This window comes from Salinilacihabitans rarus, assembly GCF_024296665.1.
GTDB classification, from domain to species: Archaea; Halobacteriota; Halobacteria; order Halobacteriales; family Natrialbaceae; genus Salinilacihabitans; species Salinilacihabitans rarus.
In genome coordinates, this window is sequence record NZ_CP100762.1 from 988,939 (window position 1) to 1,014,035 (window position 25,097).

At 70.9% G+C, this 25,097-nt stretch carries 25 protein-coding genes and 1 pseudogene; 18 read left to right on the top strand and 8 right to left on the bottom strand.

Going from position 1 to position 25,097, the window contains the following annotated elements; all coding sequences use genetic code 11:
- The first annotated feature begins 30 nt into the window (after positions 1–30).
- The 6 genes from NKG98_RS05230 (at position 31) to NKG98_RS05255 (ending at position 4,790) form a co-directional block, all read left to right on the top strand.
- Positions 31–273 carry a sulfurtransferase TusA family protein gene (locus tag NKG98_RS05230; protein ID WP_254768605.1) on the top strand — a complete coding sequence of 81 codons (243 nt, stop codon included), beginning with the start codon at positions 31–33 and terminating at the stop codon, positions 271–273.
- On the top strand, positions 273–1,412 hold the full coding sequence (locus NKG98_RS05235; RefSeq protein WP_254768606.1) for an NAD(P)/FAD-dependent oxidoreductase: 1,140 nt from the start codon (positions 273–275) through the stop codon (positions 1,410–1,412). The genes NKG98_RS05230 and NKG98_RS05235 overlap by 1 nt, the downstream gene beginning before the upstream one ends.
- Positions 1,409–2,044, top strand: a complete 636-nt coding sequence (locus NKG98_RS05240; protein WP_254768607.1) for a helical membrane plugin domain-containing protein — start codon at positions 1,409–1,411, stop codon at positions 2,042–2,044. The genes NKG98_RS05235 and NKG98_RS05240 overlap by 4 nt, the downstream gene beginning before the upstream one ends.
- 106 nt (positions 2,045–2,150) lie before the next feature.
- Complete coding sequence (locus tag NKG98_RS05245) at positions 2,151–3,569, top strand: cytochrome ubiquinol oxidase subunit I (protein ID WP_254768608.1); 1,419 nt, start codon at positions 2,151–2,153, stop codon at positions 3,567–3,569.
- Positions 3,562–4,563, top strand: a complete 1,002-nt coding sequence (locus tag NKG98_RS05250) for a cytochrome d ubiquinol oxidase subunit II (RefSeq protein ID WP_254768609.1) — start codon at positions 3,562–3,564, stop codon at positions 4,561–4,563. The genes NKG98_RS05245 and NKG98_RS05250 overlap by 8 nt, the downstream gene beginning before the upstream one ends.
- Complete coding sequence (locus NKG98_RS05255) at positions 4,563–4,790, top strand: hypothetical protein (protein ID WP_254768610.1); 228 nt, start codon at positions 4,563–4,565, stop codon at positions 4,788–4,790. Before NKG98_RS05250 ends, NKG98_RS05255 begins: the two co-directional genes overlap by 1 nt.
- A 12-nt stretch (positions 4,791–4,802) precedes the next feature.
- Here the strand turns inward: NKG98_RS05255 and NKG98_RS05260 are convergent, their stop codons facing one another.
- Positions 4,803–5,042, bottom strand: coding sequence for a HalOD1 output domain-containing protein (locus NKG98_RS05260; protein ID WP_254768611.1), 240 nt, complete (start codon positions 5,040–5,042; stop codon positions 4,803–4,805).
- Positions 5,043–5,160: 118 nt separating this feature from the next.
- Entirely contained in the window at positions 5,161–6,507 is a 1,347-nt protein-coding gene (locus NKG98_RS05265) for an FAD-dependent oxidoreductase (protein ID WP_254768612.1), read from the bottom strand.
- Positions 6,508–6,595: 88 nt separating this feature from the next.
- On the opposite strand from NKG98_RS05265, the gene NKG98_RS05270 reads away from it, so the two are divergent.
- From NKG98_RS05270 to NKG98_RS05300, 7 genes are all read left to right on the top strand, one after another.
- Positions 6,596–7,135 carry a DUF1684 domain-containing protein gene (locus NKG98_RS05270; RefSeq protein WP_254768613.1) on the top strand — a complete coding sequence of 180 codons (540 nt, stop codon included), beginning with the start codon at positions 6,596–6,598 and terminating at the stop codon, positions 7,133–7,135.
- A gap of 82 nt (positions 7,136–7,217) precedes the next feature.
- Positions 7,218–7,631, top strand: coding sequence for a hypothetical protein (locus NKG98_RS05275; protein ID WP_254768614.1), 414 nt, complete (start codon positions 7,218–7,220; stop codon positions 7,629–7,631).
- A 218-nt stretch (positions 7,632–7,849) separates the two neighbouring features.
- Positions 7,850–8,641, top strand: coding sequence for an electron transfer flavoprotein subunit beta/FixA family protein (locus NKG98_RS05280; RefSeq protein WP_254768615.1), 792 nt, complete (start codon positions 7,850–7,852; stop codon positions 8,639–8,641).
- A complete protein-coding gene (locus tag NKG98_RS05285; protein WP_254768616.1) occupies positions 8,638–9,654 on the top strand; it encodes an electron transfer flavoprotein subunit alpha/FixB family protein in 1,017 nt (338 codons plus the stop codon). Before NKG98_RS05280 ends, NKG98_RS05285 begins: the two co-directional genes overlap by 4 nt.
- The gene (locus NKG98_RS05290; protein ID WP_254768617.1) at positions 9,651–11,018 is read left to right on the top strand and encodes an FAD-dependent oxidoreductase; all 1,368 of its coding nucleotides are present in this window, start codon (positions 9,651–9,653) and stop codon (positions 11,016–11,018) included. The genes NKG98_RS05285 and NKG98_RS05290 overlap by 4 nt, the downstream gene beginning before the upstream one ends.
- Before the next feature lie 2 nt (positions 11,019–11,020).
- Positions 11,021–11,335 carry a ferredoxin family protein gene (locus NKG98_RS05295; protein ID WP_254768618.1) on the top strand — a complete coding sequence of 105 codons (315 nt, stop codon included), beginning with the start codon at positions 11,021–11,023 and terminating at the stop codon, positions 11,333–11,335.
- Between the two features lie 122 nt (positions 11,336–11,457).
- Positions 11,458–12,060 (top strand): universal stress protein, encoded by a 603-nt coding sequence (locus NKG98_RS05300; RefSeq protein WP_254768619.1) that lies wholly within the window; start codon positions 11,458–11,460, stop codon positions 12,058–12,060.
- Between the two features lie 78 nt (positions 12,061–12,138).
- Here the strand turns inward: NKG98_RS05300 and NKG98_RS05305 are convergent, their stop codons facing one another.
- Positions 12,139–15,243 carry a hypothetical protein gene (locus NKG98_RS05305; protein ID WP_254768620.1) on the bottom strand — a complete coding sequence of 1,035 codons (3,105 nt, stop codon included), beginning with the start codon at positions 15,241–15,243 and terminating at the stop codon, positions 12,139–12,141.
- 233 nt (positions 15,244–15,476) lie between these two features.
- On the opposite strand from NKG98_RS05305, the gene acnA reads away from it, so the two are divergent.
- Genes acnA through NKG98_RS05320 form a run of 3 tightly spaced genes read left to right on the top strand, consistent with a single transcriptional unit; the run spans position 15,477 to position 18,956 of the window.
- Positions 15,477–18,209, top strand: coding sequence for an aconitate hydratase AcnA (acnA, locus tag NKG98_RS05310; protein WP_254768621.1), 2,733 nt, complete (start codon positions 15,477–15,479; stop codon positions 18,207–18,209).
- A 49-nt stretch (positions 18,210–18,258) separates the two neighbouring features.
- Complete coding sequence (locus NKG98_RS05315; protein ID WP_254768622.1) at positions 18,259–18,708, top strand: DUF5796 family protein; 450 nt, start codon at positions 18,259–18,261, stop codon at positions 18,706–18,708.
- On the top strand, positions 18,708–18,956 hold the full coding sequence (locus NKG98_RS05320) for a DUF7508 domain-containing protein (RefSeq protein ID WP_254768623.1): 249 nt from the start codon (positions 18,708–18,710) through the stop codon (positions 18,954–18,956). Before NKG98_RS05315 ends, NKG98_RS05320 begins: the two co-directional genes overlap by 1 nt.
- Position 18,957: 1 nt before the next feature.
- Here NKG98_RS05320 and NKG98_RS19080 read toward each other — a convergent pair whose 3' ends face one another.
- The 3 genes and pseudogenes from NKG98_RS19080 to NKG98_RS05325 all read right to left on the bottom strand — a co-directional run bounded on the left by NKG98_RS19080 (position 18,958) and on the right by NKG98_RS05325 (position 20,249).
- On the bottom strand, positions 18,958–19,050 hold the full coding sequence (locus NKG98_RS19080; protein WP_425504389.1) for a DUF7128 family protein: 93 nt from the start codon (positions 19,048–19,050) through the stop codon (positions 18,958–18,960).
- Positions 19,021–19,091: pseudogene (locus tag NKG98_RS19085) on the bottom strand (DUF7128 family protein); the annotation flags it as partial. The pseudogene NKG98_RS19085 and the gene NKG98_RS19080, both read right to left, overlap by 30 nt.
- Positions 19,092–19,136: 45 nt before the next feature.
- Positions 19,137–20,249: a peptidase gene (locus NKG98_RS05325; protein ID WP_254768624.1), complete on the bottom strand. Its 1,113-nt coding sequence runs from the start codon at positions 20,247–20,249 to the stop codon at positions 19,137–19,139.
- Positions 20,250–20,379: 130 nt separating this feature from the next.
- Here NKG98_RS05325 and NKG98_RS05330 point away from each other — a divergent pair, with 130 nt between their 5' ends.
- Both NKG98_RS05330 and NKG98_RS05335 read left to right on the top strand, forming a co-directional pair.
- The gene (locus tag NKG98_RS05330) at positions 20,380–22,557 is read left to right on the top strand and encodes a CDC48 family AAA ATPase (protein ID WP_254768625.1); all 2,178 of its coding nucleotides are present in this window, start codon (positions 20,380–20,382) and stop codon (positions 22,555–22,557) included.
- A gap of 49 nt (positions 22,558–22,606) precedes the next feature.
- Positions 22,607–23,218 (top strand): SOUL family heme-binding protein, encoded by a 612-nt coding sequence (locus tag NKG98_RS05335; RefSeq protein ID WP_254768626.1) that lies wholly within the window; start codon positions 22,607–22,609, stop codon positions 23,216–23,218.
- Positions 23,219–23,299: 81 nt separating this feature from the next.
- Here the strand turns inward: NKG98_RS05335 and NKG98_RS05340 are convergent, their stop codons facing one another.
- Together NKG98_RS05340 and NKG98_RS05345 are read right to left on the bottom strand one after the other, a co-directional pair.
- Complete coding sequence (locus NKG98_RS05340) at positions 23,300–24,310, bottom strand: hypothetical protein (RefSeq protein ID WP_254768627.1); 1,011 nt, start codon at positions 24,308–24,310, stop codon at positions 23,300–23,302.
- A 50-nt stretch (positions 24,311–24,360) separates the two neighbouring features.
- Entirely contained in the window at positions 24,361–25,023 is a 663-nt protein-coding gene (locus NKG98_RS05345) for a protein sorting system archaetidylserine decarboxylase (protein ID WP_254768628.1), read from the bottom strand.
- Positions 25,024–25,097: the final 74 nt, after the last annotated feature.

A 25,097-nucleotide genomic window follows, 5' to 3' on the forward strand; every position in this document is an offset into this window, starting at 1 on the left:
GCGCCTACCATCAACCGGAGACCGTACACGATGACCGAACCGCAACTCGACACCGACGTAACGATCGACTCGCGCGGCGCGTCCTGCCCGGGGCCACTGATGGACCTCATCGGGAAGGTGAAGACGCTCGACCCCGGCGCCGTCGTCGAACTACAGACCTCGACGCGCAACTCGACGACTGACGTCCCCGAGTGGCTCGACGAGGCCGGCCACGAACTCCTCGAGATCGAAGAGCACGACGACTACTGGAGCATCTACCTGGAGGTGTCCTGATGCACCGAATCGCCGTCGTCGGCGGCGGGACCGGCGGGACGGTCCTCGCGAACCGGCTCGCGAAGGAACTGCGGTCCGAGATCGACGCCGGCGAGGTGGAGGTCCGGCTAATCACCGACGACCCGGACCACGTCTACAAGCCGACGTTCCTGTACGTCCCGTTCGGCAAGAAGACGGTCGACGACGCGAAGCGACCGATCGCCGACCTGCTCGACCGGCGCGTGACCCTCGAAATCGACGAGGTCGCCGGCGTCGACACGGAGGCGAAGAAACTGCAGTTCGCCGACGGCTCGCTGCTCGCCTACGACCAGCTCGTGCTGGCGACCGGGGCCACCCTCGAACCCGAGGCCGTGCCGGGGCTCGCCGAGGGCGGGCACCACTTCTACGGCCCCGACGGGGCCGAGCGCCTGCGGGACGCCCTCGCCGAGTTCACCGAGGGCCACCTCGTGTTGAGCGTCGTCGGCGTGCCGCACATGTGCCCGGCCGCGCCCGTCGAGTTCGTGCTGATGGCCGACGCGTGGCTCCGCGAGCGCGGCCTGCGCGAGGACGTCGAGCTTACCTACACCTACCCGATCAACCGCGCCCACGGCCTCGAATCGATCGCCGACTGGGCGACCGACCTGTTCGAGGAGCGGGACATCAACCTCGAGACGTTCTTCAACGTCGAGTCGGTCGACCCCGACGCGGAACTCATCGAGACGGTCGAGGGCCGGGAACTCGACTACGACCTGCTGGTGGCCATCCCGCCCCACGCGGGCAGCGACTTCGTGGTCGACGCCGGCCTCGGCGAGGACGGCTGGGTCGACGTCGACCGCAACACCCTCGAGGCGACGAACGCCGAAGACGTCTACGCGATCGGTGACGTCGCGGACGTGCCGACGAGCAAGGCCGGCAGCGTCGCCCACTACGAGGCGGGCGTCGTCGCCGACCGGATCGCCAGCCGCGCCCGCGGCCTGCCGCCGACGGCGACCTTCGACGGCAAGACCGTCTGCTTCCTCGAAGCCGGCATGGACGAAGCCACCTTCGTCGAGTTCAGCTACGGCGAGGAGCCGTACGTCCGCGAGCCGTCGAAGCCGCTGCACTGGGCGAAACTCGGCTACAACGAGTCCTACTGGCTCACCGCGAGGGGGTTACTGTGACGTCGGACGCGGAGTACGCGACCGAGGACGCCGCGGAGCCGGACCTCGAGGCGCTCGTCGCCGAACACCCCGAGGAGGTCGCCCGGTTCATCGAACGGCTCGGCGTCGCAAACGAGTTGCTCGACACCGCGGAACTCGCCACGGCCGCGATGGACGACGACATGGTCCAGGAGCTGTCGGGCACCGCGACGAACCTCGCCGCCGCGGCCGACGGGCTGGCGACCGAGGAGGTGGCGAAGGTCGGCGAGGCGACCGGCGAGAACGCCGGGGACCTGGCCGACGCGGTCGAGACGCTCGCCCGCCTGCAGCGGTCGGGGACGCTCGACGACCTCGCCGCGCTGGCGGACCTCGCCGGGCTCGCGACCGGCGCGATGGACGACGACATGGTGGTCGACCTCGCGGCGACCGGCACCCGGCTTGGCGAACTGGCGGACACGGCAGCCGACGACGACGTCGCCGGGACGCTCGCGTCGCTGCTCTCGGCGGTCGGGGAGGCGGGAGCCGAACCGGTCGAACCGGTCGGCGCCATCGGACTGGCGCGTGCGCTCCGGGACCCCGAGGTCCGGCAGGGACTCGGCTTTCTGGTCGCCGTCGCCCGCGAGACGGGCGCCAGCTTCGACGGGAAGCGGTGAACCGCCCCGGGCGGTCCGTTCGACGGATGGACCACAAACGATACTCGCGTTCTGCACCTAGCGTCGACGAGGGGGACGGCGTCCGGACGCCGTCGTACGCATCGCTATGATCGATCCAGTCTCGGCGAGTCGAATCCAGTTCGCGCTCACGACGATCGTCCACATCGTCTTTCCCGTGGTCAGTATGGGTCTCGCGCCCTTCCTGATATACTTCACGTGGAAGGAGATCCGCACGGGCGAGGCGATCTACGAACAGTTGCGCCGCTTCTGGACGCGGATCTTCGCCGTCAGTTTCGTCGTCGGCACCGTCACGGGGATCGTCCTCGAGTTCGAGTTCGGGACCAACTTCGCGGCGTTCTCGACGGCCGCCGGCGAACTGTTCGGCGGCCCGCTGGCGGTCGAAGGGATGATGGCGTTCATGCTCGAAGCGACGTTCCTCGGCGTCTTCGTCTTCGGGCGCGAGCGCGTCGGTAACGCGCTCTACATGGTGTCGGCGGTGGCCGTCGGCCTCGGGACGTGGCTCTCGGCGGTGTGGATCCTGATCGCCAACTCCTGGATGCAGACGCCCCGCGGCTTCGAACTCGTCACGGAGAACGGCCAGCCGATCGTCACGCTGGTCGACCCGATCGCCGCCTACGCGAACCCGCGGTTCCCGTGGATGTTCGTCCACATGCAGAACGCGGCCGTCGAGTCCGTCGCGCTGTTCATGGCCGGCCTCGGCGCCTACTTCGTCTTCCGTCACTACGTCTGGGAGTACCCCGTCGAGAACGTCCGGTTCTGGGAGGCGACGCTGAAGTTCGGCCTCCTCGCGTTGCTGATCACCGCGCCGCTGCAGGTCGTCCACGGCGACCTCTACGCCCGCCACGTCTTCGTGACCCAGCCCCAGAAGTTCGCCGCGATGGAGGCGGTCTGGGAGACCAGTTCGTACGTCCCCGAGTACGTCGTCGCCTTCCCGACGAGCCTCGGGGACCTGCTGGACCCGCGGGCGAAGGAAATCTTCGGGATCGGCATCCCCGGCGGCGCCTCGTGGCTCGCCAGCGGCGGCGACCCGCAGGCGACCATCCAGGGCCTAGAGGAGTTCGAGGGCCCCCAGCCCCCGGTCGCGCTCGTCTTCTGGGCGTTCCGGCTCATGGTCGCGCTGGGCTTCTGGTTCGTCCTGCTGGCCGTCTGGGGCGGCTACCGGTGGTGGCGCGGCGAACTCCGCGAGGACGACCTGCTGCAGAAGGCGCTGATGCTCTCCGCGCCGCTCGGGATCGTCGCGGTCGAACTGGGCTGGATCGTCACGGAGGTCGGCCGCCAGCCGTGGGTCATCCAGGACGTGCTGAAGACCGCCGACGGCGTCTCGTCGGGGCTGACCGCCGCCGAGGCGACGACGACGCTCGTCGGCTTCGCCGTCGTCTACCTCGCGTTGCTCGCGCTCTACGCCTACGTCGTCGCCCGGATCGTCCGCGCCGGCCCGCCGGCGGTGACCGACGCCCGCGACCGCACTGTGACGGCCGTCACGGAGGCGAGCGCCGATGACTGACCCCGCGACGCTGGCCGGCGAGCCCCTGTTCGGCCTCCCGCTCCCCGACGTCTGGTTCGGGCTGTTGTTTTTCATCTTCGCCACGTTCCTCTTTCTGGACGGCTTCGACTTCGGCGTCGGAGCGCTGTTCGCCGGCCGCGAGGACGAGGCCGACCGCGAGCGGTTGCTCGCGGCGATCGGACCGTTCTGGGACGGCAACGAGGTGTGGCTCGTCGTCTTCGGCGGCGCGATGTTCGCGGCATTTCCGTCCGTCTACGCCAACCTGTTCAGCCGCCACTACCTGCTGATGTTCGCCATCCTCGGGGCGCTCATCCTCCGGGGGCTGGCTCCCGAGATGTACGAACAGCGCCACGACGAGACGTGGCAGCGGTGGTGGGGGCGGGCGTTCGTCGTCGGCAGCGTCACGGCCCCGTTCTTCCTCGGACTGTTCGTGGCGAACTGGCTGCTCGGCGCGACGACCATCGTCACGCTGCCGGGGGTGGTCGTCGGCCTCGCCGTCGTCGCCCTGACCGTCGTCGACGGCGTGGCGTTCCTCCGCGTGAAGACCCGCGGCGAGTTGCGCGAGAACCTCCGATCGACCGGCTACCGCGCGCTCGCGGCCTACCTCGCCCTGATCGTGGCGACGCTGGGGTACGTCTACGTCGCCGTCCCCGCGTTGCGGCCGCGGCTGTTCGCCGCGCCGGTCGCCGCGCTCGTCCTCGCCACGCTCGCCCTCGCCGGCGTCTACGCGGCGGCGACGCGGGCGGACCGCTACTACGTCGCGTTCGGCGCCGCCGCGGGCCTCGTCTTCGCGCTGGTCGGCGTCGTCGCCGGCCTGCTGTACCCCGTCGTCGATCCGGTTACGGGGCTGACCGTCGAGGACGCCATCGTGTCGACGCTCCCGCTGAACCTGATGACCGTCGCCGCGGCCGTCCTGCTCCCGCTGGTCGTCGTCTACTTCGTGGTCCTCTACTCGGCGTTCAGCGGCCCGATCGAACCGGGGGAGACGTACTGATGGGGACCGGGGGGCCCCACCTCGGATCGCGAGTGCTGGTGACGTGGTTCGAACTCACCCTCGTCGGCCTCGTCGGCGGGGCCCTCGGGACGACCGTCGGCGGACCGCCGGGGTTCGTGATCTACCTGACGACGACGCTGCTCTCCGTCGCCGTCCTCTTTTACAACGTAAACGAACTCGTCGCGGCGCGACTGCGGGCGTCCGACGCCGAGCGTCGGGGCGAGTAGCCGCCGTCGGCCTCACTCGACTCGGACCTCGCCGTCGGCGTCGACCGTCACGCGGTAGCCGCGGTAGGAGAAGGTGAGCCGTTCGACGACGGTCGAGTCGCCGAACAGGCGGTCGATCGCGATCGGATCGACGACGGCGCCGAGCGGCGGGTCGAGCGCCGCGGGGTCGACTCCCTCGGCGTCGGCGATGGCCTCGACGATCGCGAGACTGATCCGTTCGGTCGCGGCCGAGAGCGTACGCGAGTCGGTCATCGTGGTCGGGGGATCGGGGTGGTCATGTGCAGTTCTTGAATCACCGCGCAATAACGTTTCGGACCGTAAGTACGTTCCGGAACGCGAGTTCCGTTTACGAGTGTTGTTCCGGGGCCGCTCAGTCGAGGTTCCCCGAGAGGACCTTCGCGGCCGTGAGGATCGGGTCCCAGACGGGGCTGAACGGCGGCGCGTACGCGAGGTCGAGCGACTCGACCTCGTCGACGGTCATGCCGGCGGAGAGCGCCGTCGCGACCGTGTCGATGCGTTTCGCGCCGTCGCGACCGACGACGCTGCCCCCGAGGAGGCGGCCGGACTCCCGGTCGGCGACGAGCGTGACCCGGAGGTCCTCGGCGCCCGGATAGTAGTGGGGCCGCGTGGGCGCGGTGATCGTCACCGAGGCCGGGTCGAAGCCCGCCTCGCGGGCCTCGTCCTCGTCGACGATCCCGGTCCGGGCGGCGCCGAGGTCGAACGCCTTGACGATCGCCGTCCCGGCGGTGCCCCCGACCCGGGTAGGCTCGCCCGCGACGGTCTGGCCGATGGCCCGGCCCGCCCGGTTGGCGGTCAGCGCGAGCGGGACGTGGTCGGGGTCGCCGGTGACGACGTTGGTCGCCTCGGCGCAGTCGCCCGCGGCGTAGACGTCCGGGGCGTTCGTGCGACCGTACTCGTCGGTCGCGATCGCTCCCGTCGGCCCGAGTTCGATCCCCGCCTCCTCGGCGAGGTCGGTGTTGGGCGCGACGCCGACGCCGACGATCACCAGGTCAGCCGGGACGGTCCCGTCTTCGAGTTCGACCCTCTCGACCCGGCCGTCGCCCGAGAACCCCTCGACGGGCGTGTCGAGGCGGAGGTCGACCCCCTGCTCGCGGAGGTGGTCCTCGACGACCCCGGCGACCGGGTCGCCGAACGGCTGGAGCACGTGCGGGAGCATCTCGTACAGCGAGACCGACAGCCCCCGTTCGTCGAGCGCCTCGGCCATCTCGATCCCGACGTAGCCGCCGCCGACGATCGCGGCCGTCTCCGGATCGTGTGCGTCGACGTAGTCGTCGATCGCGTCGGCCTCGTCCATGTCGTGGATCGTGAACACGCCGTCGAGGTCGATCCCGTCGAACGGGGGTTCGATCGCGTGCGCGCCGGTACCGATCAGCAGGTGGTCGTACGGCTGTTCGAAGCGTTCGCCGTCGGCCTCGACGGTGACGACCTTCGCCTCGGGATCGATCGAGACGACCTCGTGGCCGGTCCGCAGGTCGACGTCGCGCTCCTCGCGGAACTCCTCGGGGGTCACCGCGACCAGATCGTCGAGGTCGTCGACCGCGCCTTTCACGTAGTAGGGCATCCCGCAGGCGGCGTAGGAGACCCACTCGCCTTTCTCGAAGACGATCACGTCGAGGTCGGGGTCGTCCCGTTTCGCCTTGCTCGCCGCGCTCATTCCCGCAGCGTCGCCGCCGACGATGACGAACGTCTCTCCCATGGGCGCAGATATGACGTCCGGCGGCTAAAGAATTTCGTAGTTCTTGCAATACCAAACACTTGTGTTTCGCCGCTCCGTACCGTCGTCCATGAGCGACCAGTGGCGAGCGCGACTGCTCGAGGCGCGCGAACGGAAAGACGAGTACTTCGGCGGGAACCCCCACTCGCCGATCCCGGACGACGAACGCGACTCGTTCGACGGCCTCGACTACTTCGAACCGGACGAGCGCTACCGGTTCGAACTCCCGCTCTCCGAACACGAGGAGAAGGAGACGGTCGTCGTCGGCACGAGCACCGGTACCGAACGGGAGTACGTCCGCTGGGGCGAGTTCCGGTTCGACCTCGACGGCGAGGAACTGAGCCTGCAGGCGTACAAGGGCGACCCCGACGAGGAGCGACTGTGGGTCCCGTTCCGCGACGCGACCAGCGGCGAGGAGACGTACGGGGCCGGCCGGTACCTCGACCTCGAACCCGACTCCCACCGGACCGAGTCGGGCGAGTGGCTCCTCGATTTCAACGAGGCGTACAACCCGACCTGCGCGTACTCCGACGTCTACGAGTGTCCGCTGCCGCCGACGGAAAACTGGCTCGACGTTCCGGTCGAGGCCGGCGAGAAACGCTACCAGTAGCCGGCACCCGTCGGTCGCCGCTAAAATACCTGTAGTATGAAGCGCGACCGTGACCAGTGCGTGGACCGTTCGTCTACGCGTGATGCAATCGCAATCCCGCCACCTCCACTCCGAGACCGCGTCGGAGGTCGCCGCCGCGGACGTCGACCCGCCGACGGGCGGTAGCCGGGTGCTCTACGAACTCGTCTTCGAACTGGACGACGACCTCGGCGACCGCCACGGGGAGCGAATCTCGGACGCGGTCTTCCAGTGTCTCTCGGCCGACGGCGTACAGGGACTGTGGGCGTATCAGACGGCCAACGACGACCGGCCGCGCAACCGCCTCACCCTCGAGTTCGACGACGCCGCCAGCTGGGCCGAGTTCTCCCTCAGCGACGCACACCGCGACCTCGTCGCGACGCTCGAAGTGCTGTGTCGGTCCGTCCGGACCGACCTGTGGGCGCCGGCCGGGGTCTCCCTGAGCGGGGGCGGCCCGCCGATCGTGGGACTCGAGTGAGCGGGACCACCCGGAGCGGAGCGCGAGACGTGGGGGGTACTTGAATGACTGTAGTATTCAGCGACGCCACCATTCGCTTATAGCTCGTCCGTGCCACCGTAGGCGTCCCGACGGCGTGACGCCGTTCGACGCCCGCGCCGACCGTATCGTACGCCGAGTATACCACCACCGGCTCTTCGGAGTCGACTGACGATCGGATCGGAAATGGAAATACGACGATGACTGAACACTGGACCGTAGCCGTCGGGGTCAAGCAGGTCCCCGACGACGACGAGGTACGGATCGACCCGGACACGGGGCGTCTCGACCGGGCGAGCGCGCCGGCCGTGATGAACGGCCCGGATCGCAACGCTTTGGAGGCCGCCCTCCGGCTCCGAGACGAGGTCGGCGGCCGGGTCGTAGCGATGACGATGGGCCCGCCGACTGCGACCGACGTACTCGAGGAATCGGTCGCGATGGGCTGTGACGACGCCCTGCTCGTCTCCGACAAGGCCTTCGCCGGCAGCGACACGTGGCCGACCAGCCTGACGCTCGCGAAGGCGGCGGAATATCTCGACGCGGACGTCGTCGTCTGCGGCGAGGAGACCACCGACTCCTCGACGGGGCAGGTCCCGCCGGGGATCGCCGCGCACAACGGCTGGGCGCAACTCACCTACGTCGAGGAACTGGAGCCGCGACCCGAGGAGGGACGGCTGGTCGCCCGCCGCGACGTCGAGGGCGGCCACGAGGTCGTCGCGGCCGACCTCCCGGCGGTCGCGGCGATCGCCTACGGCGAGAACGAGCCGCGACCCGCCGGCCTCCACCGGAAGATCTACGCGGAAAACGAGTTCGAACCGGAGATGGCGACCGCCGAGGACCTCGGGCTGGACCCCGACGAGGTCGGCATCGACGCCTCGCCGACGCAGGTCGGCGGGATGGAGACGGTCGCGCCGGCCGACAGGGACGGCGAGATCGTCGACGACGCGGCCGCGTTGCTCGACGCGATGCGGTCCGAGGAGGTGGTACCGTGACGGAGATCGACGTCGACGAGTACGCGGACGTCTGGGTGTTCGTCGAGGAGCACGACGGCGAGGTCGCCCCCGTCTCGTGGGAACTGCTCGGGGAGGCCCGTCGGCTCGCCGACGAGTCCGGCGAGGACCTCGTCGCGCTGGTGATCGGCGAGGACGTCGACGACGCCGCCGAGGAGGCGGTCGCCCGCGGCGCCGACCGGGTGCTCGTCGCCGACGACCCCGTGTTCGAGCCCTACCGGGCCGACCCCTACGGGGCGCAGTTCCGCCACCTCGTCGAGGAGCGACAGCCGTCGATCGTCCTGATCGGCGGGACCACCACCGGTCGCGACTTCGCCGGCCGCGTCGCCGTCCCGGCACACGCCGGACTGACCGCCGACTGTACCGAACTCGACGTCGGCGAGGACGGCCTGCTCGAGGCCCGCCGGCCCGCGTTCGGCGGGAACGTCCTCGCGACGATCCTCTGTGAGGACCACCGCCCGCAGATGGCGACGATCCGCCCGGGCGTCTTCGAGGCGGCCGACCGCGACCCCGATCGCGACGGCGAGATCGAGTCCGTCGAGGTCGTCGTAACCGAAGACGAGACGATCTCGGAGGTCCTCGAACGCGAGGTCGGCGACACCGTCGACATCACCGACGCCGACCGCATCGTCGCCGTCGGTGGCGGCTGCGACGGCGACCTCGAACCGGTACTGGAACTCGCGGAGGCACTCGACGCCGAACTCGCGGCGAGTCGCGAGGCCGTCGACGAGGGCTGGGTCGAGAACTCGCGGCAGGTCGGCCAGACCGGCAAGACCGTCCGGCCCGACCTCTACGTCGCCGTCGGCATCTCGGGGGCGATCCAGCACATCGAGGGGATGCAAAAGAGTGGCACGGTCGTCGCGATCAACAACGACCCGAACGCGCCGATCTTCGAGCACGCGGATTACGGCGTCGTCGGCGACCTCTTCGAGGTCTGTCCCGAACTGGCCGACCTCGCCCGTGAGGCCGACGACCCCAAGGAGGTGATCCAATGAGCGACGACGAACCCACCGAGGAGGAGCGACGCACCGTCGACGATCCGAACTACGACGGCGCGTTCGACGCGATCGTCGTCGGCGCCGGTCTCGCCGGCAGCGCCGCCGCGCTCACGATGGCCCGCGAGGGGCTCGACGTCGTGATGATCGAGCGCGGGAGCTACCCCGGCGCGAAGAACGTCTTCGGCGGCGTGCTCTACACGCCGCGGCTGCGCGAACTGGTCGACCTCGACGAGGCGCCGCTCGAACGCTACGTCGCCGAGAAGCGCTTCAGCGTGCTGACCGAGGACGACGAAGTGGCGGTGTCGATCCGCCCGGACGCGTGGAACGACCCGCCGCACAACGACTCGTACACGGTGTTGCGCGGGGAGTTCGACCGCTGGCTCGCCGAGCAGGCGGTCGCGGCCGGCGCGACGCTCGTCACGGAGACGACCGTCACCGGCCTCGTCCGCGAGGGCGACCGGATCGTGGGCGTCGAGACCGACCGCCCCGACGGGACCCTGCGCGCGCCCTACGTCGTCCTCGCGGAGGGCGGCAACTCGCTGGTCAGCGAGCGGGCGGGGCTCAAGTCGAGCGAGTCCCGCGAGAACGTCGCCGTCGCCGTCAAGGAGGTCCTCGAATTCCCCGAGAACGACGACGCGATACAGGACCGGTTCCGCGCCGTCGACGACGCCGGCGCGGCCTACCACTACTTCGGCGACGGCGCGGTCGGCGACTCCTTCGGCGGCGGCTTCGTCTACACCAACGAGGACACGGTGAGCATCGGCGTCGCCTACCGCATCTCCGACGCGGTGACGGGCCAGCCCAAACCCGAGCGGACGCTCAACGAGTTCAAGGACCACCCCGCGGTGGCGCCGCTGGTGCGCGACGCCCGGACGGTCGAGTACACCGCGAAGACCATCCCCGAGGGCGGCATCGGCTCGGTGCCCGAACTCGTCCACGACGGGGCCGTCCTCGTCGGCGACGCCGCCGGCCTGGTGCTCAACAGCGGCATCCACCTCGAAGGGACGAACATGGCCGTCGAGAGCGGCTACCACGCCGGGGAGACGATCGCTCACGCGGCCGAGAAAAGGGCGACGAGCGCCGCCGCGTTGCGGGCGTACTCCGAGGCGCTGGCGGACTCGTACGTCGTCAAGAACCTGCGTCGGTACGACTGGCTGACCCGGACCGTCGAGGAGGACCGCGACCTCGTCTTCGAACGGCTGCCCCGGGCGCTGGTCGACGCCGGCGAGGACTACTTCGCAGTCGACAACGAGCCCAAGGAATCGCACGCACAGCGCGCGAAGCGGCGGCTGCTGTCGGCCGTCGGCGGCTGGACCGGGGCCGCGAAACTGGCGTTCCGGTACCGCAAGACCATCACCTGACCATGAGCGTCCAGCCATCCGTCCCGACCGTCGAGAACGACTCGCTCGAGGACCGCCTCTACACCGTCAAGTACGACGACCCCGGCGACTCCCACCTCGACGTGAAGGTGCCCAACATCTGCGAGGAGAAGTGTACGACCGACGACTGCATCCAGGTCTGCCCGGCGAACGTCTGGCGCGAGGGCGAGGACGGCGTCCCCTCGATCGCCTACGAGAACTGCCTCGAGTGTGGCAGTTGCCGCTGGGCCTGCCCCTACGACAACGTCAGCTGGGAGTACCCGACCCGCGGGGCGGGGGTCACCTACAAGCACGGCTGACACGCCCCGTCTCGTCGGCGCGGATCGTCCGGACGGCGGACGTGGTGACACGTTATCACGTGGCGGGAATCGCTACTGCGTACTTTTCTCCCGGCCTCGTACTCGGGACCGAGGTGTGACCCGTGTATCAGGACGTACTCGTTCCGACGGACGGCAGTGACGGCACCGCGCGGGCGATCGACCACGGCGTGAATCTCGCGCGGGCGTTCGACGCGACGATCCACGCGCTCTCGGTCGTCGAGGACGACGCGGACGCCTCGACGACCGGACGGGCGGCGACCCGGGCGGTCGAGCGGGTCGCCGACGAGGCGACCGCGGCCGGCGTCGACGTCGTCACGGCGACCAGACCGGGCACCCCCCACGAGGAGATTCTGGCGTACGCCGACGAGAACGACGTCGACCTGACCGTCATGGGGACCCACGGGCGGACCGGCGTCGACCGCCTCGTGATCGGCAGCGTCACCGAACGCGTCGTCAGGAACGCCGAGATCCCCGTCCTCACGATCCGGATGCGCGAGGAGCTTCGGGTCCGCGACGCCGAGGCGGCCGAGGAGATCGCGACCGGGGCGATCGAGGACGCCGGCTACGGGCCGGTCGAGTCGCTCTCGGAGCCGTACCGGACGAGCGCCTCGTGGATCGTCCCGGCCGAGACCGACGCCGGGGCGGTCCACGTCCACGTCGACGCCGTCGACGGCGACGCCCGCGTCGCGAGGCTCGACCGCTGAGCGCCCGGCCACGCCGAACACTCGACGGACTGGGGTGGGGCCGCACGCGGCGGACGCGGCCGGCGAGACGCCGGGCCGTCAGCCCCGGAGCCCGAACGCGGCGCTCGCGTTGTCGTCCGCGTCGTCCGATCCCGTCGCCGCCGCGGATTCGTCGGCCGTGGACTCCGCCGTCGCGTCGTCGCTTCCCGATCCCGTCCCACCGTCCGTCTCCGTCCCCTCGTCGGCCGACTCCGCGTCGGAGCCGTCGGTACCGCCGCCGTCCGCGGCGTCGTCTCCGTCTTCGCCGTCGACCGACTCGTCTTCCTGCGCCGTCGTCTCGTCTCTGGCGTCGGCCTCGTCTCCACCTTCGTCGGCCGGGTGCTCGTCCTCGGTCCCGTCGCCCCGCCCGAGCACCTCGACGGTCCGCTCGTCGGCGTCGTCCCCGGTCCGGACGGTCACGGGGAACCGGACCCGCGTCCGGACGGGGTAGGTCTCGTAGCCGAGCGCGACGGCCAGCGTCTCGCCGCCGCCGACGGTGACCGTCTCCGCATCCACCACCTCGCCGTCGACGACCAGTTCGACGTTCCGGGTCGTCGCCGCGGCCTCCGCATTTTCGAGGTCGGCCACGACTTCGAGAGACTCTCCGCCGACGACCGGGTCGTTCGCCTCGACGATCGAGACGGTCAGGTCGCCCCCGTCGAGGTAGTCGCCCGCGGGGGCGGTCGCGGCGCGGAGCGTCTCGTCGTGGCCGAACCGCGCGAGGTCGACGACCCACGCCAGTCGCTCGTCGGCGTGCTCGGGCGTCCACTCGACGGCGAACTCGTGGGTCCCCGGTTCGAGTTCGCCCGGCGGGTCGTCGTCGGTCCCCCCCTCGAACTCTCCCGGCGCGAACAGCGACGCGTCGTTGGGATTCTCGTAGGCGAAGGTCACCGCGAGCGATCCCGATCCGGTCGGGGCCACGTCGGTGACGGCGACCTCGGGCCGGTCCGGCCGGATCGCGTCCTCGCAGTCGTGGGGGTTGGGGTGGTTGTAGTCGCGGCCCACCCCGGCGTCCGGGGTGCGGATGCCGACGATAGCGGTCCCGAACCGGCCGTAGTCGCCGACGGTGACGGTCGCGCCGTGGGGCGCTTCCGAGACGCCGCGCTCGTTGCCGACCTCGAAGACGACCGTCCCACGCAGCGGCGCGGAGACGTGATCGCCGACCGTGAGCAGGTCCTCGCGGATGGTGTCGCCGAAGCCGCCGCTGTCGTAGAAGCCCGTACTCGCCGAGACGGTCTCGCCGTCCTCGAACGTCCCCGTGACCGCCGCGCGCTCGCAACTCTCGAACTCGACGTCCGGTTCGCGGTCGCCGTCGTCGGCGAACACCTCGACGGTCCGCTCGTCGGCGGCGTCCCCGGTCCGGACGGTCACGGGGAACTCGACGTCGCGCTCGACGGGGTACGTTTCGTACCCCAACTCGACCGTCTCGGTTCCGCCGGCCTCGACGTCGACCGTCTCGGCGTCGGCCACCTGATCGCCGGTCAGCAGGCTGACCTCGCGGGTGACGTCCTCCTCGCCCGCGTTCTCGAGGGCGGCGACGACCGCGAGGAACTCGCCGGCGAAGACCGGCGCGTTCGTCTCGCGGATCGACACGCTCACCGGCGGCACCTCGTCGGCGTAGACGCGGACGGTCCGCCGGTCGGCGTCGCCGTCGACCTCCGCGCGGAGGGGGAACTCGACGTCCGTCCGGACGGGGTAGGTCTCGTAGCCCAGTTCGACCGTCCGCGTCTCGCCGGGTTCGAGCGTGACCGTCTCGCCGTCGACCCGGTCGCCGGCGACGAGGTGGACCTCGCGCGTGACGGTCGCCTCGCCCTCGTGTTCGACGTCGACGACCGCGTCGAGGCGCTCGCCGGCGAGGACCGGATCGTTCGTCTCGCGGATCGTCACCGACGTCGCGCCGACGCCGTCGGCGAACACCTGTACCGTCCGGCTGTCGGCGTCCGCCTCGCCCGCGACGCGGACGGGGAACTCGACGTCCGTCCGGACGGGATAGGTCTCGTAGCCCAACTCGACGGTCTCCGTCCCGCCCGCGTCGACGGCGACCGTCTCGGCGTCGACCACCTCGTCGCCGACCTCGAGGCGGAGTTCCTCCGCGACGTCTGCGGCGCCCTCGTTGTCGAGCGCGGCGAGAACTTCGAGGCGGGCGCCCGCCTCGACCGGGTCGTTCGCTTCGAGGATCCGCACCCGCGTCCCCTCGCGGTCGAGGGCGACGGTCCACGGCGCGTCGCGTGCGACGCGGCCGTCAGCGGTGACGACCCACAGTTCGACGGGACAGCGGTGACACAGCGAGGCGGCGTCGAGCGTGGCGGTGTCCTGGTACCCCTCGACGTCCGACACCCCGAGGACGACGTCGGCGTGGCCCAGCCACCAGACGACGCGGTCGAGCGCCCCCTCGGTGTCGGTGACGTCGGCCGCCAGTTCGACCGGTTCGTCGCTCGCGACTGCGAGCGTCCCCGGGTTCGGGTGGACGGCCTCGATGGCGGGGTCGCCGGTGACCTCGACGGTCCAGCGCGCCGTGTAGGTTCCCTCGTCCCCGACGACGCTCGCGGCGACGGTGTAGACCCCCTCGGACTCGAACGCGTACCGCCAGTGGTCGGCCCCCACCGCCACGTAGTACGCCGCGTACCACGGTCCCGACGACCACCCCGCGTACTCGCCGTCGACGTACCAGTGGGTCCGCCCACCGTACTCGCCGAGCGCGTCGCCCGCGACCTCGAAGACGACCGGCGTCCCCGGTTCGACGGTCAGTTCGGGGTCGGGGCGGATCGCCTCGCCGTCGAGGTCGTCCGCCCCTCGAACGACCACCGTCCGTTCGTCGGCGAGGCCCCCCACCTCGACGCGGACGGGGAACTCGACGTCGCGGCGGACCGGGAACGTACGGTGGCCGAACTCGACCGCTCTCGTCTCGCCGGGGTCGAGCCTCACGATCCGCGTCCCGGCCGACGACTCGCCGCCGACCACGAACGCGAGTTCGGCCTCCAGCCTGTCAGACCCCGCGTTGGTTACCTCCGCGACCACCTCGAGGAGTTCGCCGGCGAGGACCGGGTCGTTCGCCTCGACGATTTCGACCCCGAGGTGGTCGACCGTGACGTTACCCCCGCTTCCCAGCGTCGCGAGTGCCCCCGCCCCACCACTCAGGCCCAGCAGGTACCGCCGTCGCCGCATGAGCGTCGCTACGACGGCCGCGCCAAATATGTTTCCCACAGATAATGTAAATATAAAGTCCCGAGATTGTGAGGGTCGCGACGGGCCGAAACGTCGACGTACGGGCGCCGCAGGCAGCATAGACGTGATTCAATCAGCCTATATAGCCACAGTCACAATCCTCGACGTACTATGATGTGCGATAGGGAGAACGCGATCGTCGAGACGAGCGCCGTCGCCCAGCGGGGGGAACGATGACGGGCGACGGCCCCTTCGACGCCGTTCGAACGCTCGAACACGACGGCACGAGCTACCGGATGGCCGACCTCACCGCCCTCGAGGAGGCGGGGCTGTGCGACCTCGAGAAACTGCCGGTGAGCATCCGCGTCCTGCTGGAGTCGGTCCTCAGGAACGCCGACGGCGAGGACATCACCGAGGAGGACGTCCGGAACGCGGCCTCCTGGGAGCCCGACGTACCGGACGTCGAGGTGCCGTTCCAGCCCTCGCGGGTCGTCCTCCAGGACCTCACGGGCGTGCCGGCGGTCGTCGACCTCGCGGCGCTGCGGTCGGCGGCCGACCGCGCGGGGAAAGACCCCTCGGTCGTCGAACCCGAGGTTCCCTGTGACCTCGTGATCGACCACAGCGTTCAGGTCGACTACTTCGGCAGCGAGGAGGCCTACGAGAAGAACGTCGAACTCGAGTACGAGCGCAACGAGGAGCGCTACCGCGCGATCAAGTGGGCCGAGGGGGCCTTCGAGGACTTCAACGTCGTCCCGCCGGGAACCGGAATCGTCCACCAGGTCAACCTTGAACACCTCGGACAGGTCGTCCACGCCCGCGAGGAGGACGGCGAGCAGTGGCTGCTGCCCGACACCCTCGTCGGCACGGACAGCCACACCCCGATGATCGGCGGCATCGGCGTCGTCGGCTGGGGCGTCGGCGGCATCGAGGCCGAGGCCGCGTTGCTCGGCCAGCCGATCACCATGACCCTCCCCGAAGTGGTGGGGGTCAAACTCACGGGCGAACTGCCCGAGGGCGCGACCGCGACCGACCTCGTGCTCCACATCACGGAGAAACTCCGGCAGGTCGGCGTCGTCGACAAGTTCGTCGAGTTCTTCGGCCCCGGCGTCTCGCAACTCTCCGTGGCCGACCGCGCGACCATCGCGAACATGGCGCCCGAACAGGGGTCGACGATCAGCATGTTCCCCGTCGACGAGAAGACCCTCGACTACCTCGAACTGACGGGCCGCGACGAGGACCACATCGACCTCGTCCGCGAGTACCTCGAGGCACAGGGCCTGTTCGGCGAGCACGACCCCGAGTTCACCGAGGTCGTCGAGTTCGACCTCGGCGACGTCGAACCCAGCCTCGCGGGCCACAAGAAGCCCCACTCGCGCATCCCGATGGGCGACCTCGACGAGCACTTCCCGACGCTGCTCGAGGAGGAGGGCGTACTCGACGGCGGCGCCGCGACCGGCGACGGCGGCCTCGTCACGGAGGAGACGCCCGCGCTCGACGAGAAGGTGCCCGTCACCCTCGATGACGGCACCGAGGTCGAGATCGGCCACGGCGACGTCCTCGTAAGCGCCATCACCTCCTGTACGAACACCTCGAACCCGTCGGTGATGGTCGCCGCAGGCCTGCTCGCGCGCAACGCCGCCGAGCAGGGTCTGGAGGTGCCCGAGTACGTCAAGACCAGCCTCGCACCCGGCAGCCGCGTCGTCACGGAGTACCTCGAGCAGGCGGACCTGCTCGACGACCTGGAGGAACTGGGCTACCACGTCGTCGGCTACGGCTGTACGACCTGCATCGGCAACGCCGGGCCGCTGCCGGAACCGATCGAGGAGGCCATCGACGAACACGACCTCTGGACGACGAGCGTCCTCTCGGGCAACCGCAACTTCGAGGCGCGCATCCACCCGAAGATCCGCGCGAACTACCTCGCCAGCCCGCCGCTCGTGGTGGCCTACGGCCTCGCGGGACGGATGGACGTCGACCTCGAAGCGGAACCGCTCGGGGTCAACGACGACGGCGAGGAGATCTACCTCGAGGACGTCTGGCCGGACGCCGAGGAGGTCCGCCGGACGATCCACGACAACGTCTCCCCCGAACTGTTCGAGGAGAAGTACGCGAGCGTCTACGAGGGCGACGAGCGCTGGGAAGCACTCGACGCGCCCACGGGCGACGTCTACGAGTGGGACCCCGAGTCGACGTACATCCGCGAGCCGCCGTTCTTCCAGGACTTCCCGCTGGAGGAACCCGGCGTGGAGGACGTCGAGGACGCGCGCTGTCTCATGACCCTCGGTGACACCGTCACGACCGACCACATCAGCCCCGCCGGGCCGTTCGGCGAGGACCTGCCCGCCGGCCAGTGGCTGAAAGAACGCGGCGTCGAACCGTACGAGTTCAACACGTACGGCTCCCGCCGCGGCAACCACGAGGTCATGATGCGCGGCACCTTCGCCAACGTCCGCATCGAAAACGAGATGCTCGACGGCAAGGAAGGTGGGTACACGATCCACCACCCGAGCGACGAGGAGACCACCGTCTTCGAGGCCTCCGAGCGCTACCGCGAGGAGGGCACGCCGCTGGTCGTCGTGGCCGGCGAGGAGTTCGGCACCGGATCGAGCCGCGACTGGGCCGCGAAGGGCACGGACCTGCTTGGCATCCGCGCGACCATCGCGAAGAGCTACGAGCGCATCTACCGCGACAACCTGATCGGGATGGGCGTCCTGCCGCTGCAGTTCGAAGAGGGCGAGGGCTGGGAGGAACTCGGCCTCGACGGCTCCGAGTACTTCGAGATCCGTGGCCTTGACGACGGCCTCGAACCCAACGCCGAACTCACCGTCGTCGCCGAGGACGAAGACGGCGAGACGACCGAGTTCGACGTCACCGCACAGGTCGGCACGCCCGCCGCCGTCCGCTACATCGAGAACGGCGGCGTCCTCCACTACGTGCTCCGTCGGTTGCTGACCGACGACGAGTAGTCCGACCCGGAACGGACCCCTTTTCCCGCCCGCGGTCGAACCGCCGGGCATGAGCGCGCGCAACAACGTCGCACCCAGCACGCTCGAGGTCGACCTCGTCGACGGCGGCGTCGTCGTCCGCTACCTCGACGGCCGGGAGGCGTTCTACCACGGCGTTCCCGACCCCGTCGAGGGGGCGGTGCGGACCCCGCCGGGCAAGGAGGTCCACGTGCTGGTCACCGACCCCGACGGCGTCGAGGGCGTGATGACCTACGTCAACGACCGCAACACCCACGACGACATCCTCGAGTCGACCGGCGTCGGTCGGGTGATGCTCGACGCGAACGACGAGGAGGAACTGTTCCCCGGCGTGACCGTCTCGACGGAGGGGTACTCGATCCGCGTCGAGGCGGACCTCTCGGTCGTCGACGGCCGGGTGTTCGTCTTCGCCGAGGACGAGATGAGCGAACACGCCTACGAACTGGTCGCGGGCGACGCCGGCGACGGCGACGAGGAGTGATGCCGCTGGGAAAACCGTGGCGCGACCTCGACAGGTCGACGGTCGCCCGCGCGCCCGACCGCCCCGGCGTCTACGAACTCGGCGACGCCGACGGGACGGTGCTGTCGGTCGACGCGGGCGTCCTCCGGGACGAACTCAAGACGGCGCTGGCCTACGGCGACGGCGACCGCGTCCGCTGGGAGGAGGCCCACACCCTCGCGCGGGCGGAAGAACTCGCGGCCGAACACCGCGAGCGCCTCGACTCGTGAGCTACTGGATGTAGGTGGGTTCCTCGGCGTCGCAGCGTTCCTCGTGGGCCTCGGCGTCGGCCCGCTCTCGAACAACAGCCCGCAGGCCTCGCACTCGTACCAGGTGGCCTCGTCCCGCCGGGTCGTGTTCACCATACCTGAAAATCGTCTTTCTCCTACCAAAGGCGTTTCTCCGGGGGATCACTCCGACCGCGCGGCCCGCCGACGGAGGCGCTCGATCCGCCGCGCGAGCGACGGCTCCGAGGAGAGCCAGTTCCAGGCCGAGTCGTCCCCGGCGTCGAAACCGGCGACCTCGCAGGCCCGCTCGAACGCGGTCGCCAGCGCCGCCGCCCCCACCCGGTCTGCGGCGCGGTCGTCGGCGCGGAGTCGGAGGCGGCGCGTGAGGGCGAACCCGGCGAGGACGACGGCAGCGGCCGCCCCGACGCCGACGAGCGTGGGGAGGCCGTCGTACAGCCCCGCCACGAGCGGGACGGCCGCGAGCAGGACCGCCGCGGCCGCCGCCGGCCGCTCGTACCTGGCGGCCTGTTCGCGGCGGGCGACCAGCAGGGCCGTTAGAGTCCCGTCGTCGAGGGCGTCGAGGGCGGCCGCCGAGACGAACAGGACGCGGGCGCGGGGCGCGCCGAGCAGGTTCAGGGCGACGTGCCGGTCCCCGCCCTCGACGACGCGGACGCCGCGGACGTCGACGTCGCAGGCGTCGCGGAGTCGCTCGACGCGCGCCGCCTCGGCGTCGGTCGGCGGGCGCGTTCCCCCGCCGGCGACCAGCACCGAGAGGAACGGGCCGCCGATCCAGAACGCCGGCGCCGCGAGGGCCAGCACCGCCCCGACGCCGAGCGGGCCGGTCCGGAGCAGCGGCCCCGCGGCGGAGACGACCGCGAAGGCGACGGCGAACAGCGCGGTCAGGTATCGGAGGTAGCGCCGCCGGGCGGCCGCCGGGTCGTCGACGCCGGGCAGGTCGGGACGCGCCGCGAGCACGCCCGCGACGGCGGCGGTCCCGACGACGCCGGCCGCGACCCCGCCGACGACGACGGCGACGAGGGCGGCGACCGCGGTCGAGAGGGGGCCGAACCCGAGGTCGACGGCCGACGCGAGCGAACTCCGGTCCGCGTCGACGACGGCCCACGCGACGACGCCGGGGAGGGCCGCCGCGCCCACCGCCAGCGCGATCAGCCCGCGGACGGCGGTCTCGTCGGCCACGCGACGGGTGATCCACCCGACTGCGACGCCGACGACGACGGCGACGAGGGCGGCGAGGCCGATACCGAACGCGAGGAGGACGGCGAGGGCGAGCGACATTCACGCGGCGATTTCTGTCAATCGAGTAAATAGGTTTCGCGACGCGGGCGGTCGCCGTCCCTCGATCGCTGCCGGCCGGGCGCCGGCGGCAGGAGCAATTCTCAAGGCCCCGGCGCGGGTACGGGGAGGCATGACCGAGTCGGACGGCGGCGTCACGCTGACGGTTCGCGCCGCGGAGAAGCGCGACGCCGGCCGCGGCGTCGCTCGCGTTCCGGAATCCGCGCGACGGCGGCTGGGCGTGCTGAGCGGCGACACCGTCACCGTCGAGGGCGAGCGGACGACGGTCGCGAAACTGTGGCCGGCGGACCCGACCGCCCCGGAGAACGTCGTCCAGATCGACGCCGACACCCGGGCGAACGCCGGCGTCACCGTCGGCGACGCGGTGACCGTCCGGACGACCGACGGCTCCACGCTCCGCGAGGCGACCGCGGTGACCCTCGCGCCGCCGCCGTCGCTGTCGAATGGGGAGCGGCGCCGCGCCGAACGCGAGGCCAAGCGGGCGCTGCGGAACAGGCCCGTCAGGGAGGGCGAACAGGTGCGGGTCGAGGGCGTCGCGACGGCGCCGTTCCGGGTCGCCGACACCGACCCCGACGGCGACGTCCGGATCACCGAGGCGACGAACGTGGCCGTCCTGCCGACCGACGGCGAGGGCGAGGACGCCCCCCGGCGGTCGCCGTCGTCGTCGCCGGCGTCGACGGCCACCGCGGACGCCGACTCGCGCTCCGGAGTCACCTACGAGGACATCGGCGGCCTCGACGAGGAACTCGAACTCGTCCGGGAGATGATCGAACTGCCGCTGTCGGAACCCGAACTGTTCCAGCGGCTGGGCGTCGAGCCACCCTCCGGCGTCCTGCTGTACGGCCCGCCCGGCACCGGCAAGACGCTGATCGCCCGCGCGGTCGCCAACGAGGTCGACGCCCACTTCGTCACCATCTCCGGCCCGGAGATCATGTCGAAGTACAAAGGCGAGAGCGAGGAGAAACTCCGCCGGACGTTCGAGGAGGCCCGCGAGGAGGCCCCCTCGATCGTCTTCTTCGACGAGATCGACTCCATCGCGGGCGCGCGCGACGACGACGCCGACGCCGAGAACCGCATCGTCGGCCAGTTGCTGACGCTGATGGACGGTCTCGACGCCCGCGGGGAGGTCATCGTCATCGGGGCGACCAACCGCGTCGACAGCGTCGACCCCGCCTTGCGCCGGGGCGGCCGGTTCGACCGCGAGATCCAGATCGGCGTCCCGGACGTCGACGGGCGCCGGGAGATCCTCGAAGTCCACACCCGCGGGATGCCGCTGGCCGACGACGTGAGCGTCGAGCGGGTCGCCGAGCGCACCCACGGCTTCGTCGGGGCCGACCTCGACGCGGTCGTCAGCGAGGCCGCGATGGCCGCGATCCGCCGCCGGCCGGCCGACCCCGACGACCGCGAGCGGTGGAACCGCGACCCCGAGGTCAGGAAGGCCGACTTCGACGCGGCGCTGGCGGCCGTCGAACCCTCCGCGATGCGCGAGTACGTCGCCGAGTCGCCGACCACCGACTTCTCCGACGTCGGCGGCCTCGGGGAGGCAAAGCGGATCCTCAGGGAGTCCGTCGAGTGGCCGCTGACCTACGATCGGCTGTTCGAGGCGACCAACACGAGTCCACCCTCCGGCGTCCTGCTGTACGGCCCGCCCGGCACCGGCAAGACGCTGCTCGCGCGGGCGCTGGCCGGCGAGACCGACGTCAACTTCGTCCACGTCGACGGCCCGGAGATCGTCGACCGCTACGTCGGCGAGAGCGAGAAGGCGATCCGGAAGGTGTTCGAGCGCGCCCGCCAGACCGCGCCGTCGATCGTCTTCTTCGACGAGATCGACGCCATCGCCGGCGCGCGCGGCGAGAGCCACGAGGTGACCGAGCGGGTCGTCTCGCAACTGCTGACGGAACTCGACGGGATGAGCGAGAACCCCAACCTCGTCGTCCTCGCGGCGACGAACCGCCGGGACGCCATCGACCCCGCCCTCCTGCGGCCGGGGCGGCTGGACACGCACGTCCTCGTCCCCGACCCGGACGTCGACGCCCGCGAGAAGATCCTCGAGGTCCACGCCCGCGACAAGCCGCTGGCCGACGACGTCGATCTGGCGGCGCTGGCGGCCGACCTCGAGGGGTACACTGGCGCGGACGTCGAGGCGCTCGTCCGCGACGCGTCGATGCGGGCGATCCGCGAGGTCGCCGACGAGTACGGCCCCGGGGCGGCCAACGAGCGCGCCGACGAGGTCGTGATCGAACGCCGCCACGTCGATGCCGCACGCGAGGCGATCGACGCCCGCGAGTGAGCCAGACGGCGGTGGACCGCTTTTTGTCCCTCGCCGTGGTGGGAGGCGTATGGCTCGCACGCTCAGGACGGCGGCCGCCGCGGCGATCACCTTCGCAGCCGCGTGGACCGCCTGGGGGCTGTACGCCAAGGCGTCGACCGAGCGCGTCGGCTACACCACGCTCCGCACGCTCGACGGCGTCGAGATCAGACGCTACCCGTCGACCGTGCTCGCGGAGACGACCGCCGACGGCGAGCGCGAGGCGTTCGGCCGCCTCTTCCGGTACATCCAGGGCGCCAACGAGGCGGACGCGGAACTCGCGATGACCGCGCCCGTCCGCACCCGGCCGCGGCGGATCGAGATGACCGCGCCCGTCCGCACGACGGAGACCGATGAGGGCGTGACGATGGGGTTCTACCTGCCCCAGGAGGTCGCGTCGACGTCGCCCCCGACGCCGACCGACCCCGAGGTGACCCTCGCGGTCGAGGAGCCCCGGACGCTCGCGGTCCGGCCCTTCGGCTGGTACGCGACGCCCGCCCGGATCGAGAACTACGAGTGGGACCTGCTCGACACCCTCGCCGAGCGCGGGCTCCAGCCCGCGGGCGATCCGTTCCTGCTGCGCTACGACGCCCCGTACACGCCGCCGTTCATGCGCCGCAACGAGATCGCGGTCGAACTTTAAAACCCGTAGGCGACGGCGTACCGACAGGAGAACGCGGTCGCGACGCCGACCCCGCCCGCGGACCGCCCCCGACGCCGGCGCTCAGCGGTACCAGTCGATCGCCGTCGCCCGGTGACGGTCGTTGTACGCCTCGAGGCCCTCGCCGAGGACGCGCCGGAGTCGGAGGTCGTCGTACAGCGTCGAGTGAGTGTAGTCGACGAACGTGACGGGCACGACGAGGTCGCCGTCCTCGCGGATCGCGCTCGCGACGATCGTGTAGACGTGCTTGTGCCGCGAGTCTTTGACGTACCCCGCGAACACCGGCGTCGTCTGCTCGCGGGCGGGCACCGCCTGAAGCGCCTCGACCGATCGTCGCGTCAGTTCGTAACAGAACAGGCCGGTGTTCTCGCCCTCGACGATCGATTCGAAGTCGGTCGGCGACTCGAAGTGCCGTCGGAGGTCCCAGGCCCCGAAGACGACGTTGTCCTCGACCGATCCGGCGACGTACCGCGGGACGTCGTAGCTGGTGTGCTCGCGAAAGCCCCCGACGAGGCCCTCGACGACCGCCTTCGGCTCCGTCGGATCGGCGCCCGTGAACGCCTCGACGGTGGCCGGATCGGCCGTCCGCCGCCCGCGGAGCGCCGAGACGGTGTACGGTCTGTCGTCGCCCGTCGCGACGAGGTCGAAGAAAGGCTCGTAGTCGTCGTAGACGAACTCGAACTCGCCGGCGTCCAGCGCCCCGAGGTCGGCGACGAGTGCTTCGAGCGGTCCGTCGTCGAACCCGAGGTCGTCGTCGACCGCGGCCGCCTCGGCCGGCGAGTCGGTCGCCGGGTCGACCGTCGCGACCCGCTCGTCGCCGTCGACGACCGCGACGGCGTCGCCGTCCAGTTCGATCCGGTAGCCGTCGACGGTCGCGACCGTCTCGCCGGACGGGCGGAGGTGTTCGGAGACGAGCGGGTCGAGGTCCTGAACATGCAGGTTCGTCCCCGTGAACCGGTCGTAGCCGAGGAAGACGTTGTAGGTCGCCACGCCGCCGCCGACGCTCGCGAGGCCGCCGCCGGCACCCGCGAGCAGCCGCCGACGCGTCAGACTACCGTCAGGAATCCGGTCCACGCGTGTTCACCGTCGTCGAATGGTCCGTCGGCGATGAAATTCCTTTCGCTCTACTCGGTGCGAAACCCGGCTCGCGACCCCGCCTCGACCAGCACCGACTCGCCGGCGGCCACCCGCTCGCCGACGTCGACCGCGAGATCCGACTCGTCGACCGTCGGCGGGAACAGCACGTCGACGCGGCTGCCGAAGGCGATGTGGCCGACGCGCTCGCCCCGCTCGACCCCGTCGCCGGCCTCGACGTAGGGGTGGATGCGGCGGGCGAACGCGCCCGCGATGAAGGTGACCGTCGCGCGGTCGTCGGCCGCCCCCTCGTCGGCCGCCGGCAGGTTCGGGTCCTCGACGTCGAGTCGGACGTGGAGTTTCTCGTTGCGGTCCGATTCCTTCGAGAACGCCGGCTTGTAACCGCCGGGGGCGTGTTCGACCTCGCGGACGGCGCCGGCGACCGGCGCGCGGACGACGTGGACGTTGTGGACGTTCATGAACACGCCGAGGCGGACCCGGTCGCCCTCCTCCCGGAGGACCGAGACCTTGCCGTCGGCGGGCGAGACGACGCCGGTCGGCGGCGGCGTCCGTTCGGGGTCGCGGAAGAACGCGAGCGTCGCGACGCCGAGCGCGAGCGCGACGGCGCTCGCTCCGACGCTGTAGAGGAGCGCGAACGGCGCGGCCGCCAGCGGAACGATCGCGTACCGCCACGCCCCCGGTGCGAAATTCATGCCCGGACCGACGGCGCGGAACCGTTTGGCCGTTACGGACGAGCGCGGCGTCCGTCCCGAACGCCCCGGCGACG

Coding starts and splice junctions, on each gene's coding strand:
- NKG98_RS05320 (WP_254768623.1), top strand. CDS start 18,708: ATGCCGCTGGGAAAACCGTGGCGCGACCTCGACAGGTCGACGGTCGCC.
- NKG98_RS05295 (WP_254768618.1), top strand. CDS start 11,021: ATGAGCGTCCAGCCATCCGTCCCGACCGTCGAGAACGACTCGCTCGAG.
- NKG98_RS05280 (WP_254768615.1), top strand. CDS start 7,850: ATGACTGAACACTGGACCGTAGCCGTCGGGGTCAAGCAGGTCCCCGAC.
- NKG98_RS05255 (WP_254768610.1), top strand. CDS start 4,563: ATGGGGACCGGGGGGCCCCACCTCGGATCGCGAGTGCTGGTGACGTGG.
- acnA (WP_254768621.1), top strand. CDS start 15,477: ATGACGGGCGACGGCCCCTTCGACGCCGTTCGAACGCTCGAACACGAC.
- NKG98_RS05330 (WP_254768625.1), top strand. CDS start 20,380: ATGACCGAGTCGGACGGCGGCGTCACGCTGACGGTTCGCGCCGCGGAG.
- NKG98_RS05245 (WP_254768608.1), top strand. CDS start 2,151: ATGATCGATCCAGTCTCGGCGAGTCGAATCCAGTTCGCGCTCACGACG.
- NKG98_RS05275 (WP_254768614.1), top strand. CDS start 7,218: ATGCAATCGCAATCCCGCCACCTCCACTCCGAGACCGCGTCGGAGGTC.
- NKG98_RS05265 (WP_254768612.1), bottom strand. CDS start 6,507: ATGGGAGAGACGTTCGTCATCGTCGGCGGCGACGCTGCGGGAATGAGC.
- NKG98_RS05345 (WP_254768628.1), bottom strand. CDS start 25,023: ATGAATTTCGCACCGGGGGCGTGGCGGTACGCGATCGTTCCGCTGGCG.
- NKG98_RS05305 (WP_254768620.1), bottom strand. CDS start 15,243: ATGCGGCGACGGCGGTACCTGCTGGGCCTGAGTGGTGGGGCGGGGGCA.
- NKG98_RS05290 (WP_254768617.1), top strand. CDS start 9,651: ATGAGCGACGACGAACCCACCGAGGAGGAGCGACGCACCGTCGACGAT.
- NKG98_RS05250 (WP_254768609.1), top strand. CDS start 3,562: ATGACTGACCCCGCGACGCTGGCCGGCGAGCCCCTGTTCGGCCTCCCG.
- NKG98_RS05235 (WP_254768606.1), top strand. CDS start 273: ATGCACCGAATCGCCGTCGTCGGCGGCGGGACCGGCGGGACGGTCCTC.
- NKG98_RS05230 (WP_254768605.1), top strand. CDS start 31: ATGACCGAACCGCAACTCGACACCGACGTAACGATCGACTCGCGCGGC.
- NKG98_RS05260 (WP_254768611.1), bottom strand. CDS start 5,042: ATGACCGACTCGCGTACGCTCTCGGCCGCGACCGAACGGATCAGTCTC.
- NKG98_RS05315 (WP_254768622.1), top strand. CDS start 18,259: ATGAGCGCGCGCAACAACGTCGCACCCAGCACGCTCGAGGTCGACCTC.
- NKG98_RS05335 (WP_254768626.1), top strand. CDS start 22,607: ATGGCTCGCACGCTCAGGACGGCGGCCGCCGCGGCGATCACCTTCGCA.
- NKG98_RS05325 (WP_254768624.1), bottom strand. CDS start 20,249: ATGTCGCTCGCCCTCGCCGTCCTCCTCGCGTTCGGTATCGGCCTCGCC.
- NKG98_RS05270 (WP_254768613.1), top strand. CDS start 6,596: ATGAGCGACCAGTGGCGAGCGCGACTGCTCGAGGCGCGCGAACGGAAA.